General features: G+C 69.5%; 11 protein-coding genes and 1 pseudogene. 8 read left to right on the plus strand and 4 right to left on the minus strand.

Translation table 11 applies throughout. The features are described from left to right. Nucleotides 1-100 precede the first annotated feature (100 nt). Genes ACGFZS_RS26715 through ACGFZS_RS26735 form a run of 5 tightly spaced genes read left to right on the plus strand, consistent with a single transcriptional unit; the run spans nucleotide 101 to nucleotide 5,454 of the window. On the plus strand, nucleotides 101-1,453 hold the full coding sequence (locus tag ACGFZS_RS26715; protein WP_393797253.1) for an MFS transporter: 1,353 nt from the start codon (nucleotides 101-103) through the stop codon (nucleotides 1,451-1,453). Between the two features lie 37 nt (nucleotides 1,454-1,490). Further along, nucleotides 1,491-2,498: an LLM class flavin-dependent oxidoreductase gene (locus ACGFZS_RS26720; RefSeq protein WP_393797254.1), complete on the plus strand. Its 1,008-nt coding sequence runs from the start codon at nucleotides 1,491-1,493 to the stop codon at nucleotides 2,496-2,498. A 57-nt stretch (nucleotides 2,499-2,555) separates the two neighbouring features. Beyond that, a complete protein-coding gene (locus ACGFZS_RS26725; RefSeq protein WP_393797255.1) occupies nucleotides 2,556-3,839 on the plus strand; it encodes a cytochrome P450 in 1,284 nt (427 codons plus the stop codon). A gap of 2 nt (nucleotides 3,840-3,841) precedes the next feature. Next, nucleotides 3,842-4,168 carry a 2Fe-2S iron-sulfur cluster-binding protein gene (locus ACGFZS_RS26730; protein WP_393797256.1) on the plus strand — a complete coding sequence of 109 codons (327 nt, stop codon included), beginning with the start codon at nucleotides 3,842-3,844 and terminating at the stop codon, nucleotides 4,166-4,168. Nucleotides 4,169-4,182: 14 nt separating this feature from the next. After that, nucleotides 4,183-5,454, plus strand: coding sequence for an NAD(P)/FAD-dependent oxidoreductase (locus ACGFZS_RS26735; protein WP_393797257.1), 1,272 nt, complete (start codon nucleotides 4,183-4,185; stop codon nucleotides 5,452-5,454). 24 nt (nucleotides 5,455-5,478) lie between these two features. On the opposite strand, the gene ACGFZS_RS26740 is transcribed toward ACGFZS_RS26735, so the two are convergent. The 4 genes from ACGFZS_RS26740 to ACGFZS_RS26755 form a co-directional block, all read right to left on the minus strand. Then, a complete protein-coding gene (locus ACGFZS_RS26740; protein WP_393797258.1) occupies nucleotides 5,479-6,558 on the minus strand; it encodes a Zn-dependent alcohol dehydrogenase in 1,080 nt (359 codons plus the stop codon). A gap of 26 nt (nucleotides 6,559-6,584) precedes the next feature. Further along, nucleotides 6,585-7,943: an aldehyde dehydrogenase family protein gene (locus ACGFZS_RS26745; RefSeq protein WP_393797259.1), complete on the minus strand. Its 1,359-nt coding sequence runs from the start codon at nucleotides 7,941-7,943 to the stop codon at nucleotides 6,585-6,587. Between the two features lie 8 nt (nucleotides 7,944-7,951). Next, nucleotides 7,952-9,307 (minus strand): glutamine synthetase family protein, encoded by a 1,356-nt coding sequence (locus ACGFZS_RS26750; RefSeq protein ID WP_393659905.1) that lies wholly within the window; start codon nucleotides 9,305-9,307, stop codon nucleotides 7,952-7,954. A gap of 69 nt (nucleotides 9,308-9,376) precedes the next feature. Next, nucleotides 9,377-10,093: a gamma-glutamyl-gamma-aminobutyrate hydrolase family protein gene (locus tag ACGFZS_RS26755; RefSeq protein WP_393659907.1), complete on the minus strand. Its 717-nt coding sequence runs from the start codon at nucleotides 10,091-10,093 to the stop codon at nucleotides 9,377-9,379. 104 nt (nucleotides 10,094-10,197) lie between these two features. On the opposite strand from ACGFZS_RS26755, the gene ACGFZS_RS26760 reads away from it, so the two are divergent. The 3 genes and pseudogenes from ACGFZS_RS26760 to ACGFZS_RS26770 all read left to right on the plus strand — a co-directional run bounded on the left by ACGFZS_RS26760 (nucleotide 10,198) and on the right by ACGFZS_RS26770 (nucleotide 13,502). Beyond that, nucleotides 10,198-10,902: a FadR/GntR family transcriptional regulator gene (locus ACGFZS_RS26760; RefSeq protein WP_393659909.1), complete on the plus strand. Its 705-nt coding sequence runs from the start codon at nucleotides 10,198-10,200 to the stop codon at nucleotides 10,900-10,902. A gap of 537 nt (nucleotides 10,903-11,439) precedes the next feature. Beyond that, nucleotides 11,440-11,616: pseudogene (locus ACGFZS_RS26765) on the plus strand (FAD-dependent oxidoreductase); the annotation flags it as partial. Nucleotides 11,617-11,843: 227 nt separating this feature from the next. Next, nucleotides 11,844-13,502, plus strand: coding sequence for an ABC transporter substrate-binding protein (locus ACGFZS_RS26770; RefSeq protein ID WP_393659911.1), 1,659 nt, complete (start codon nucleotides 11,844-11,846; stop codon nucleotides 13,500-13,502). The last annotated feature ends 90 nt before the right edge of the window (nucleotides 13,503-13,592 follow it).

Consider the following 13,592-nt stretch of genomic DNA (forward strand, 5'->3'; position numbering starts at 1 on the left):
ACCGATGACCGATGAGGCGGCTCGCCGCATCGCCATCCGTCACCCCGCACCAGCGCGGACCCAAGGGGCAAGCGTCCGCGCCGAGAAAAGGACGTCAACGGTGACAGTCACATCCTCCTCCAGCCTCACCTCCCCGCACGCCAAACGGAACCTGCGCGAGTTCTTCGCCATGGCCCTGGCCATCGCCGTGTTCGAGGGCTACGACCTCAGCGTCTACGGAGCCACGATTCCGGCGCTCCTCCACCGGGCGGACTGGCACATGTCCACCGCCGGCCTGGGCACCGTCGGCGCCCTCACGTCGATCGGCATGCTGCTGGGCGCGGCCGTGGTGGGAGCGGCAGGAGGCCGTGTCAGCCCCCGCACGCTGCTGCTGACCGGGCTGGTCGCCTACTCCCTGAGCACTCTCGGCTCGGCCGTCGCTCCGGCGCCGGGCTTCTTCGTCGGCACCCGGTTCTTCGCCGGGACGGGCCTCGGCGCCGTCATGCCCGTCCTGCAGGGCACTCTCGCGGAGTTGTCGCCCCCGACGCGGCGCAGCCGGAACATCACCTGCACCATGGCGGGCATCTGTCTCGGAGCCGTCGCCGCCCCCCTGCTGGGCTCGGTGCTGATGCCCGAGGTCTCCTACCACGTGATGTACCTGATCGGTGCCCTGCCGCTGGTCCTGATCGCGCCGTGGGGCCTGCTCAGGCTCCCCGACAGCCCCCTCCGGCTGATGCGCGCGGGCAGGCAGGACGAGGCCGTGGCGCTCGCCCGCCGCTACGGCCTGCCGGCCCCCGGGCTGCCCGCGCGGCAGGAGAAGCAGGGGCGTCTCGGACTCTCCGCGCTGATCACGCACCCGCACCGACGGATGACGCTGCCGTTCTGGATCATGTCCTTCTGCGCCCAGCTGGTGAGCTTCGGCCTGGGTACGTGGCTGCCCACCATCCTGAAGGGGAACGGCTACACGACCGGCACCGCGCTCGCCCTCACCAGCGTGGCCTGGATCGGGGCCGCCGGCGGTCTGATCCCCGGCGGCGTGTTCGCCGACCGGGCCGGCCCCAGGCGCATCGTGGTGACGGCGTTCCTCGCCGGTGCGGGCGGCCTGCTCGTGATCAGCGCCGGGCCGCCGGTCGGGCTCCTCTACGCGTGTCTCCTGGTCTGTGGTTTCGGTCTCCTGGGCGAACAGGGCTTCATCAGCGCGTACCTGGTGAACCGCATGCCGGCCGAGGTCCGCACCTCCGCCCTGGGCTGGGCACTGTCGATCGGCCGACTCGGAGCCGTCGCCGGGCCCGCGATCGGCGGATTCATCCTGTCCGCCGGCGGCGGGATGAGGTGGAACTTCTACGTCTTGGCCGCGGTGGCCGGCGTCGGGATGACCGCGGCGCTCGCTGTCCCCAGGCGGTCGCCCGACGAGTCACCACTGCGCGATGCGGCTCCGAGCATCGTCCTGGGCGAGCCCACGGTCGGCGGCTGACGAACAGCCGTCAAAGGATTGGCGAGAGGAGAACCTGGTGGACATCGGCTTGCTGATGGCGGTGCGGAACCATCCGGCCCACCCCCGTCCGCTGCCGGAGGTGTACGAGGAGTACATCACCGACGCCGTACGGGCGGAGGCCCTGGGATTCGACCATGTGTGGGTGGGGGAGCACCGTATGACGGAGGACCAGTGGACTCCGTCACCGATGCTGGTGCTGACGGCGATAGCCGCGCGGACCGGTCGCATCAGACTCGGGTCCTCCGTGATGTGCCTGCCCTTCCACCACCCCCTCCGTCTCGCGGAGGACCTCGTGGTCCTGGACAACATCTCCGGCGGCCGGGTCGACTTCGGGTTCGGCGTCGGATCGCAGTTCGAGGAGTTCCGTACCTTCGGCGTCCCGTCGGGGAAGCGGCTGGGCATCACCTACGAGGCGGCGCGGTTCATCGAACGCTGCTTCACCGAGGAGGGCACCTTCAGCCACCACGGGAAGTACTTCGACATCCCCGAGGTGACGTTCACGACGCGACCTGTGCAGGAACGGATCCCCTTCTACGCCGCCGCCATCGGACCGCAGAGCCTTGAGCTGGCGGCCCGCAACGGCTACCACCTCATCGCCCAGCGCCAGCCGCTCTACGACCGGACCCTGCGCGAGGATGGCCGCGAACCGGAGGCGCACCAGGCGATTCCGCTGCAGATGGTGTGCGTGGCGCCGACCCGTGAAGAGGCATTGGAGGCGAGCCTCGAAGGGCTGCACCACTTCGCGAACTTCTACCGCCTCCGGCGCAACATACAAGGGGAACTCCCAGACCCCTCGGTGGAGATACCCCCCGCACGGATCGCCGAGGGGGACCTCGGTCACCTGGGGCGTGCCGCGGTCGGCTCGCCCGACGAGGTGACCGAGACGTTGCTCGGCATCCTCAAGGAGAAGCCCGGCACCACCGGGTTCGCCCTCGCCTTCCGTCACGCAGGCATGCGCGCGCCGGAAGTGGCCCGCTCCATGGAGCTGTTCGCCCGCGAGGTCATGCCGCACCTTCCCGGGTAGCGGCTCGCCACCGGCCATGCCGCTCCCGCTCGTGCATCAGCAATGAAACGAGGCGACGTGAACGAAACCACGGCTGCGCGCTGCCCCGCGTCGGCGGCCACCCCCCACACACCACCCGACGAGCCGGGACTTCGGCCCGCGCACGTCGCGGACACCGCGGCGCCGGAGGCACCGGTCGTCGACTGGGTCGACCCGACGGCCCTGCAGCAGGACCCGTACCCGACCTACCGACGCCTGCGGGCCGAGGCTCCGGTCGCCTGGGTGCCTCGCCTGAACAGGTACCTGGTCACGAGTTACGCGGCGTGCAAGGCGATGGAGGACGACCCGGAATCGCCGCGTGCCGGTACGGAGAACATCACCCGGTCGCTCGGCGGCGTCCCGATGCTCGCCAAGACCGGCGCCGCGCACACCGCCGAGCGCGCCGCCCTTAATCCGGCCCTGCGCCCGAAGTGCATGCAGGACGTGTGGGAGCCGGTCTTCACCCGCAACGCCCACCGCTACCTTGACGTGTTGACCGGCATCGGCCCGGAGCGGGCCGACCTGCACCGGGACTACGCGGTCCCGCTGGCCGCGCGGAACCTGGCCGACCTCCTCGGCATGCGGGATGTGCCGGCCGAGCAACTGGCCCGCTGGTCACAGGCGTTCATCAGCGAGATGGCCAACGGCGGCAAGGACCCGGACGTGACCCGTCGCGCGGCCGAGGCCGGTGCCGAGGCTGACGCCGTCCTCGACGACCTGGTGCCCCGTCTGCGCAGCTGCCCCGACGACTCGGTCGTCTCCACCCTGGCCGCGGGAGGTATGGGCGTCCCCGAGATCCATCACAACGTGAAGCTGATCATCTCGGGCGGAGTGAACGAGCCGCAACACGCTCTCACCACCCTTTTCTGGGCCCTGGACGGCAACCCTGAACAGCGTGCCGAGATCCTGGCCGAACCACGCCTGTGGCGCACGGCGTTCGACGAGGCGATCCGCCTGGTCGCGCCCATCGGCATGATCCCGAAGACGCTGGAGCGCGACACCGTACTCGGCGGTGTCCGTCTCCTCGCGGGCCGTGACGTCGGGCTGATGATCTCCGCGGCGAACCGGGACCCGTCGCGGTTCCCCGACCCCGACTCCTTCGACCTGCACCGGCCCAAGGTGGCCCATCTGGCCTTCGGCGCCGGTGTCCACATGTGCGCGGGCCTGTGGGCCGCCCGGTGGTCGATAGGGCAGATCGCGGTGCCGCTCCTCTACGAACGCCACCCCGACGTCAGGATCGATCCGTCGCGGCGCACGCGCTGGGCGGGCTGGTTCTTCCGGGGAATGACCGAGTGCCCGATCGCCTGGACGGAGACCCGCTGACCATGCCTCACATCACCTACCACGACAGCTCGGGCTCCCCGCGGACCGTCACCGTCAAGGACGGTACGACCGTGATGCGGGCCGCGCTGAGCGACGGGGTCGACGGCATCGTGGGCGAATGCGGGGGACAGGCGATGTGCGCCACCTGCCATGTCTACGTCCGCGACGAGTTCGTCGACGCCCTGCCCCCGATGGGCGAGGACGAGCACGCGATGCTCGACTTCACCGCAGCCCCGCGGGACGCGCGGCGTTCACGGCTGGGCTGCCAGATAACGATGGGGGCGGAACTGCACGACCTTGAGGTCGATCTGCCGTCGGAGCAGGTATGAGCGTCTCATTGCCGATGATCGGCCCGGTCGTCGTCGTGGGCGGTGGTCATGCAGGATTCCAGACCGTGGCATCCCTGCGCGAGAACGGATTCACCGGACCGCTCAGCCTGATCTCCGAGGAGAACACGCTGCCGTACGAGCGCCCGCCCCTGTCGAAGAAGCTGCCGGCGGCCGCCGACGACCACACGGAGCTGCGACCGGCCTCGTTCTACGACAGCCACGGCGTGGAAGTGCGCGTGGGCGAACCCGCCGTCGCTGTCGACCGGCGGCTCCGTACCGTCGAGCTGGGGTCGGGCCGTCGGCTCGACTATGACCACCTCGTGCTGGCAGTCGGCGCCGAACCCGTGCCGTTGCCGACGCTGAACCGTCCGCTGGACGGCGTACTCACGCTCCGGACCGCTCTCGACGCCGCGCGGATCCGGGCGCGGCTGTCGTCTCGCTCCCGTATGGTCGTCGTCGGGGGAGGGTTCCTGGGGCTGGAGGTCGCCGCGAGCGCCGCACAGACCGGTGCGTCGGTCTGCGTGGTCGAAGCCGCCGACCGGGTGCTGGCGAGGGTGGTCAGCCCGTTGATCAGCCGTTTCCTCGAACAGGAGCACCTCAGCCACGGCGTCACGGTCTTGACCGAGACTTTGGTGGCGGGCCTGCTCGACGAAGACGGACACGTGACGGGGGTACGGCTCGCGGACGGCCGGGAACTCGGCGCGGACCTGGTGGTCGTGGCGATCGGAGTCCGCCCCCGTACCGGGCTGGCTCTGGCGGCCGGGCTGGCCGTCGCCGACGACTGCGGCGGCGGAATAGTCGTCGACCAGTACCTGCGTACAACCGACCCCGCCATCAGCGCGATCGGGGACTGCGCGAACTTCCCCGGCGCGCTCCCAGGGGGCGGCCGGACGCGACTCGAATCCGTGCAGAACGCCGTCGACCAGGGCCGCTTCGTCGCCGCACGGCTCATGGGCGTTCAGCCGGGCGCGTATGACGCGCTTCCGTGGTTCTGGACCCACCAGTTCGATGTCAAGATCCAGATCGCCGGACTGGCAGGGCCCGAAACCGAACTTCGGCTCCTGGGCGACCCGAGCGCGGGCCGGTTCTCCGTCGCCCGCCTCGTCGACGACCGGCTGGTGTCCGTCGAGTCGGTCAACTCGCCCGCCGATCACATCGCGGCTCGCAAGCTCCTCGGGACCGCGGCTGTTCCGTCAGGGGCAAGGGATCTCGCTCGCCCGGGATTCACTCTCCCGAGCCATGCGCGCGAGGCGGCCGAGGCGCGCCGAGCCACTGCCGGCCAGTGAGGTCAGGCCCTTGTCGGATGGGCATCAGAAGACGACCAGATCGCGTAGGGAGCCGCCCGCCTCCATCGCGGCGAACCCGTCGTTGATGCTGTCCAGGCCGATACGAGAACTCACCATCTCCTCAAGCATCAGGCGACCCGAGAGAAACAGGTCGACGTACTTCGGCATGGCGAGGCGGAAGTTTCGCGCGCCCATCATCGCGCCCTGAACGCGCCGGTCGTCGAGGAGGAGCCGCGCCTGCACGGGGAACGTACGACCGGCCGGGATCAGACCGACGATGGTGGCGGTACCGCCGACCGCCAGGGATTCCACGGCGGCCTCGGCGGTGGCGACCGAGCCGGCGGCCTCGAAGCAGTGGTCGACTCCACCGTCGGTCAGTTCGCGGATGGCCTCGGCGGTGTCGCACCGGTCCGCTCGCAGCACATCGGTCGCGCCCACCAGCGTGGCTGCGTCGAGCTTCTCCTGCTGCAGGTCGACGGCGATGATTCGGGACGCCCCGGCGATCCTGGCGCCTTGGACGACGCTCAGTCCGATGCCACCGCAGCCGAGTACGGCGACGGTTTCGCCCGGGCTGACGCGCGCCCTGTGGAAGACGGCTCCGAGGCCTGTGGTGACTCCGCAGCCGATCAGCGCGGCCAGGTCCAGGGGCATGTCCTTGGTGATACGTACCGCTGCGGTCTCATGGACCAGGAGCCGCTCGGCGAAGCTCGACACGTTGAGGAACTGGTGGACCTCGTCCCCGGACTGGTGCAGTCGTGGCCCCGCTCCCGGCGGGCGCACGCTGTGGGAGCCGGCGCACAGATAGGAACTCCCGCTCAGGCACCGCTCGCAGCGCCCGCAGAACGTCGACAGACAGGTGATGACATGGTCGCCCGCGACGAAGTCCACGACCTCGCTGCCGACTTCCACGACGATGCCGGCCGACTCGTGTCCCATGACGGAGGGGCGCGGGATGTCGAACACCCCGTGCAGGTGGTTGAGGTCGCTGTGGCACAGGCCGGCGGCCGAGGTCTGGACGAGGAGTTCGTGCGGTCCGACCCGGTCGACGTCGACGTCCTCGACGCGCAGGGTCTTCTCACCGTCACGCAGAACAGCGGCTTTCACGGAGCTCTCCATTGGCTCGGCCCGGATCAGGTCAGGGAGATGAAGACGTTCTTCGTCTCGGTGAACTCCCGTAGGGCGTCCGGTCCGAGTTCGCGTCCGATGCCGGACTGCTTGAAACCCCCGAAGGGCGTCTGGTGGCGTACGGCCGTGTTGTTGTTCACGGACAGGTTTCCGGCCTGCACGGCTCGGGCGGTGCGCAGGGCGCGGGCGACGTCCCGCGTCCAGATCGAGCCCGCCAGCCCGTAGACCGTGTCGTTCGCGATACGGATCGCGTCCTCCTCGTCGTCGAAGGGGATCAGCGTGACCACCGGTCCGAAGATCTCCTGCACCGAGGACCGCGATGTCCCGTCCTTCGACAGCAGGACCGTGGGGGCGAACCAGAATCCCGGGCCCTCGGGTGCCTTGCCCCGGATGAGGATGTCTTCCTCAGGGGTGAGGAACGACGCCACGCGGTCCCGGTGGCCCGCGCTGATCAGAGGGCCGACCTCGGTTGTCTCGTCCGCGGGGTCCCCGACGTTGACGCCCCGCACCGCGGGCCGGAGCAGGTCCACGAACTCGTCCAGCACCTCGCGCTGTACGAGCAGCCGCGAGCGCGCGCAGCAGTCCTGGCCGGCGTTGTAGAAGACGCCCATGGGGGCCGCCGCCGCGGCGGCGGGCAGGTCCGCGTCCTTGAAGACGATGTTCGCGCTCTTGCCGCCGAGTTCCAGCGTCACGCGCTTGAGGCTGTTCGCGGCGCTGCGCATGACGATGCGACCGACGTCCGTGGATCCGGTGAAGACCACCTTGGCCACCCTGGGGTGGTCCAGCAGTGCCTGCCCGGCCACGCTGCCCGTGCCGGTGACGACCTGGACGACGTCCGGCGGCAGGCCCGCCTCGACGGCCAGCCGGGCGAGCCGGATCGTGGTCAGCGGCGTCAGCTCGGACGGCTTGAGGATCACGGTGTTGCCCGCGGCCAGGGCCGGGGCCATGCCCCAGACGGCCAGCTGGAGCGGGAAGTTCCAGGGAGTGATCACGGCGACGACGCCGAGCGGCTCGTGGAAGGTGATGTCCACGCCGCCGTCGACCGGGATCTGCCGGCCGATGAGACGTTCGGGGGCGCCCGCGAAATACTCGATCACGTCGCGCGCCCGGGCGGCCGTGCCCCGTGCCTCGACGATCGGATGGCCCGCGTTCCGGCTCTCCAGCTGCGCGAGGTGTTCACCGTCGGCGTCGACGGCGTCGGCGAACCGCCGCAGGAGCCGGGCCCGCTCAGGCGCAGGCACCTTGCTCCATCGGTCGAAGGCACGCGCCGAACGCTCCACGAGCTCGTGGGTCCGCGGCTCGTCGAGGGCCTCGACGGAGGTGATCTCTTCCTCGGTGGCCGGGTTGACTATCTTCAGCATCATCGCGGCACTCAGATCCTCTCGAAGCCCTGCACGCGTTCCCAGTCGGTGACGGCCGACTCGAAGGCGGTCGCCTGCTGGAACGCGGCGTTGGCGTAGTGGGTGACGACGTCCTTGCCGAAGGCGTCGCGGGCGACGGGGCTGTCCTCCCACAGGCGGGCCGCTTCGGCCAGCGAGGCCGGCATCCGCGCGCCGCTCTGTGCGTAGGCGTTTCCCACGGCCTCGGGCTCCAGCTCCAGTTCCTGCTCGATGCCGTACAGCCCGCCGGCGATGACGGCGGCGACCGCCAGGTAGGGATTGACATCGGCGCCCGGCGTCCGGTTCTCCAGGCGCAGGCTGCTGCCTTCTCCCACCACTCGGATCGCGCACGTGCGGTTGTCGCGTCCCCAGCGCAGTGCTGTCGGTGCGAAGGAGCCGGCCTGGTACCGCTTGTAGGAGTTGACGTTGGGCGCGGTCAGGATGCTGAAGTCCCGGGCGGTGGCGAGCTGTCCGGCGACGAAGTGCCGGAAGACGGGGGAGGGCTGGTGTCCGTCCGTGCCCACGAAGACGGGGGCGCCGTGCTCGTCGACGAGCGAGAGGTGGACATGGCACGAGTTGCCCTCACGCTCGTTGAACTTGGCCATGAAGGTGATCGAGACGTCGTTCTGGATCGCGATCTCCCGTGCCCCGGTCTTGTAGACGACATGGTTGTCGCAGGTGGCCAGGGCGTCGGTGTACTTGAAGCCGAGCTCGAACTGCCCGGGATTGCACTCGCCCTTGAGGGCCTCGACCTCCATCCCGGCGCCGCGCATGCTGCGGCGGATCTGCCGTAGCAGCGGCTCGGACTGCGAGGTGCCCAGGATCGAGTAGTCGATATTGAACGGGCTGGCGGGCTGCAGGCCGTGGTAGCGCTTGTCGTGAGCGGTCCGGTAGTCGTCCTCGAACAACAGGAACTCCAGCTCCGTCGCGACCAGCGCCGACCAGCCGCGCCGGGCCAGTCTGGCGAGCTGGTGCCGGAGGATCTCACGCGGAGACTGCGGCACGGGACGTCCGTCCGCCCAACGGGCGTCGGCGAGGACGAGCGCGGTTCCCGGCATCCACGGCACACGACGCAGCGTGCCGAGATCCGGGGCGAGCTCGAAGTTGTTGAGCCCGTTGGCCCAGCCGGAGATCTCGTAGCCGTCCACGACGTGCATGTCCACATCCACGGTGAGCAGATACGAGCAGGCCTCGGTGCCGGCGGTGAGGACGTCGTCGAGGAAATGGCGGGCGTCGAGCCGCTTGCCCTGGAGCCGTCCCTGCATGTCGGGCATGGCCAGTACAACGGTGTCGATGGTGTCGTCTGCGACCGCTTGACGCAGTTCGTCGACGGTCAGGGTTCCGCTCACGCGCATTCCTCTCATACGGACGGGCGGTGTCCACGGGCTTGGGGAGGGGCGTGCAGGCTCCGGAGAGCGCTAGACACATTGCTGGGAGCACAGATGGGCGAAGTGGTCCATCAGCGCGGTGGACTCGCCGGTCTCCGGATGCCACTGGACGGCGAGCACTCGGCCGGTGCCGTCCTCCAGGGCCTCGACGGTGCCGTCGTCGGCCCAGGCGACGGGAGCCAGGTCGGCCGCGACCGATTCCACCGCCTGATGGTGGTAGGTCGGCACGTCCGACACGGCACCGAGAATCCGGCGGATCCGGCTGCCGGGCGCCGTGCGCACCCGGTGCAGTGCGAACTCTCCGGGCACCGGGTTGTGCAGGTCCGTTCCGGTGCTGTCCGGTAGATGCTGAGTCAGCGTGCCGCCGAGAACGACGTTGAGCAGCTGCATGCCGCGGCAGATGCCCAGCACCGGCAGACCGCTGGAGAGAGCCGCGAGAAGCAGGGCGCTCTCCCACACGTCGCGTTCCTGGGCGAACGGCCCCGCGGACGGATGGGGGTCCTGTCGGTACAGACACGGGTGCACGTCCGCGCCTCCCGCCAGTATCAGGCCGTCCAACGACCCGACGACGCGAGCGGCGTCCTCGGCCGCACCTCCGACGGGCAGAAGGACGGGCACCGCGCCGGCCTGCCACACCCGGTCGGCGTAGGCGGCTGCCAGCAGGTACGCGGGCCCGGACCATACGCGCCACCGCGCTCGCTCGACGGCGACGGGGATGCCGATGAGCGGAGCCCCGCGGTCAGGCACAGAGTATTTGGACACACCAAAAAGTAAACATGCAGGCGCCTTGCTGGCAATGGAGTGAGCAAATAAAGTCGGTCCGAAGATCCGATCGAGACGGGAGAGCGCAGGTGGCGGACAGCGGATCCGACCCGGGTACAGGCAGGAATCCGTTCGAGGAAACGCTCGGGTACCTCGTCGCCCAGATCCGTTCGGGGCGACTGCCGGTGGGGACGCGGCTTCCTCCCGAGCGGGAACTGAGCGAGCAGCTCGGGATCAGCCGTACCACCGTGCGGGCGGTGATCCGGGCGCTGCAGCAGGCGGGGCTGGTCCGCACGCAGCGTGGTCGGTCGGGGGGCAGTTTCGTCGCCGAACAGCCCCACGGTGAGGTCTCCTCCGTGGATCGCCTGAGCGATCGGATGAAGGAACGCCTGCGCGACACCCTCAAGTTCCGCTCTGTCCTGGAGCCCGGCGCGGCGGCGCTGGCGGCCGAGACGGGGGTGAGTGAAGCGCAGCGGGAGGAACTGCGCACCCGTCTGGCCGCCGTGACGTCGGCCGGTCCGGCCTTCCGCCTGGCCGACGCCGACTTCCACGCCTATGTGGCCGAGCTGTCGGGCTGTCACGCCCTCACGGAGTCGATCGCCGATATCCAGCTCATCCTCAACGAGACGCTCCTGCGCGTCGTTCCCGTCATGGGGCCCGCCCTTGACCATTCCCATCAGCAGCACACGGAGATCGTGGAGGCCATCCTCGCCGGAGATCCCGACCGGGCGCGGCAGGTGATGAGTGACCACGTGGGCGCGACGGCCGGACTGATCCGCAGCTTTCTCGGATGAGGCACCCGGCGGCGCACTGTTCTGCGGCGGGACTGACGGGCTCGTCAAATGATGGTCCATTGAGTCGGACCGGCGCGTCGCCGATCTGAGAACACGCCGCACAGCGGCCCCTGGGCCGGCGAGGCCGCCGGCGGGCTCGGTGTGCACCGTCCGCTCCCGTCGCCGACCGGACGATGTGCACCGGCTCGGCGGCCACACCCACCTGGCCGGGTTCCCCGGCGACGACGGCATGGCGCCGCTGGAGCGTCGCCAGCGCCGCGCTCCCGTGTGAGCCGCATGGCAGTCGCGCGAACGCCGTCGGAGCCGGTTCGACCCCGGCAGCCGTCTGCGATGCCCGTCGCCCCGATCACCTGGCCGTTCGACGACGGCAATGAGCGCCCCGGCAGGCAGGTCGTCGGCCCCGCAGGTGCTTGACCGGTCCAGCGGGCCGCCGGCTCCCGGCCGGTGCGGACCGTGCGGGGGTGGGCGCCGGGACATGCCGTCGCCGGATGGCGGTCCGCGACCGGCGCGGGATGCCTCTGGACAATGTGCCGCCCCTTCTGTGGGACGGCCCACCGGGGCCGCACGGCCTGCGCCGCCGGTTTCACCGGACTCGGCGTCGGCGCCTCCCGGTTCGCGGCGGACGTCATGCTCGACCTGCTCTCGGGGCGGCCGGCCGAACGCGCCCGCCTGAGGATGGTGCGCAAACGCCCCCTGCCGTTCCCGCCCGAACCGCCGGCCCTGGACCGGCCGGGCCTCGGCTTCGGCTCCTGAGGCCCCCGGCGGCCTGAGTGGGACCCCTGCCCGGTCGCTCCCCGCAGTCGCGTCGAACGGCCCTGTAAATCCTGCGTGAACCCTGGCCTATTGAATAACGCACGCTATACAGTGACCGCTATGTAAAGCGCGCCTCGCTGTCCGAGGCGATCTCGGAGCGCCGCTCCGCGCACACCAAGGAGACCCTCATGTCCCTGGCCGTGACACCTTGTCGCCCTTGGCGCAAGACATCTCTCGTCGGCTTCGCGATCGCACTGACCGTCACGGCCAGCGCCTGCTCCGGAAAGTCCGACGACTCCTCGCGGAACACCGGCGAGGAAAAGCGTGAACTCGTTTCTACTTCCGGAACGGCCAAGGGCAAGGTCGACCAGGTGACCTGGAACCTCACCACGGGTGAGCCGGACACGCTGGACCCGCCGAACGCGGCCACCTACGGGGGCGGCCAGGTCGTGATGAACCTGTGCGACACGCTGGTCCGCTACGACGCCGACTACAACATGTCCCCGGGACTCGCGGACTACAAGCAGGTGTCGCCCACCAAGCTGGTCTACACCCTGCGCGGCAACGCCCATTTCTGGGACGGCAAGGCGGTGACCGCCGAGGACGTGGTCTACAGCCTGGAAAGAGCGAAGGCGAACTCCATCGTCAGCAGCTTTTTCGCCTCCGTGAAGTCCGTCAAGGCGACCGGCGGCAAGGAGGTCACGGTCACTTTCGCCACGCCGGACGAGAAGTTCAACACCGAGATGACGGATATCGCCGGTGTCATCGTGGAGAAGGCGTTCACGGAAAAGGCCGGCAAGGACTTCGGCACCGCCGCCGGCGGCCTGATGTGCAGCGGGCCGTTCAAGCTCGACAGCTGGAAGTCCGGAGACTCGATCACCATCTCGCGCAACGACAGCTACTGGGATTCCGAGCGTCTGCCGCTGGCCAAGAAGGTCAAGTTCACCTTCGTCTCCGACACCACGGCGCTGACGAAGGCGCTCGACGCGGGCGAGATCGACGGTGCCTACGAGCTCCCGCCGACCGCCATCCAGGCGCTGGAGAAGTCGAAGACCGGCAACCTCTACTTCGGTCCGTCGACGCAGAACGTCGTGCTGAACGTGGCGAACAAGGGTGTGCTGACCGAGCACCCGAAACTCGCCGAGGCCCTTCAGCGGGTGATCGACCGGGAGTCCCTGGCCAAGGCGGTCTACCGCGGGGCAGGACAGGCCCTGTACACCGTCATCACCCCACGCACCTGGCCGACGGACCAGACCGCCGCATACGAGAAGGCGTACAAGGAGTTCGAGAAGTCCAGGTCCTACGACCTCGCCGCGGCCAAGAAGCTGGTCGACGCGTCCGGCTACCAGGGCCAGGACCTGGTCCTCGCCTACCAGGCCGGTGACACCACCTCCAGCCGGATCGTGCAGCTCGTGCAGCAGCAGGCCAAGCAAGCGGACATCAACATCAAGCTCCAGAGCATGGGCGCCCTCGCCTTCCAGCAGGCGGGCTACGACGCGAGCAAGCGCAAGGGAATCGACTTGGTGTTCGGTGCCAACTTCAACTCCGTCGCCGACCCGCTGGAGCCCGCGCTCTTCAGCTACATACCGGGTTCGCCGTACAACTATGTGGACTACAGCGACGCGACGACCAGCAAGCTGCTGAGCGAGGCGCTGGCGACCTTCGACGGCGCCAAGCGGGCCCAGATTTTCATCGAGGCCCAGAAGCGCATGGAGGCCGCGAACACCACCATCCCGCTGGTCGCCGCCAACACCGTCACCTTCCTGAACAAGCGGCTGACCGGAGCGGTCACTTCGTTCGCCTACTGGTCGACGCCGAACATGGCGTTCATCGGCTCGCCGTCCTGACCCACCTCACCAGGGTGTCGTGCCCGCCTCCCCCGGGCACGGCACCCGCAACCCCTCGACGCCTCGCCGGTCCGACCGGAAACGCAAGGG

It is taken from the genome of Streptomyces sp. NPDC048288 (genome assembly GCF_043201555.1).
In the GTDB taxonomy this organism is placed as follows: Bacteria; Actinomycetota; Actinomycetes; order Streptomycetales; family Streptomycetaceae; genus Streptomyces.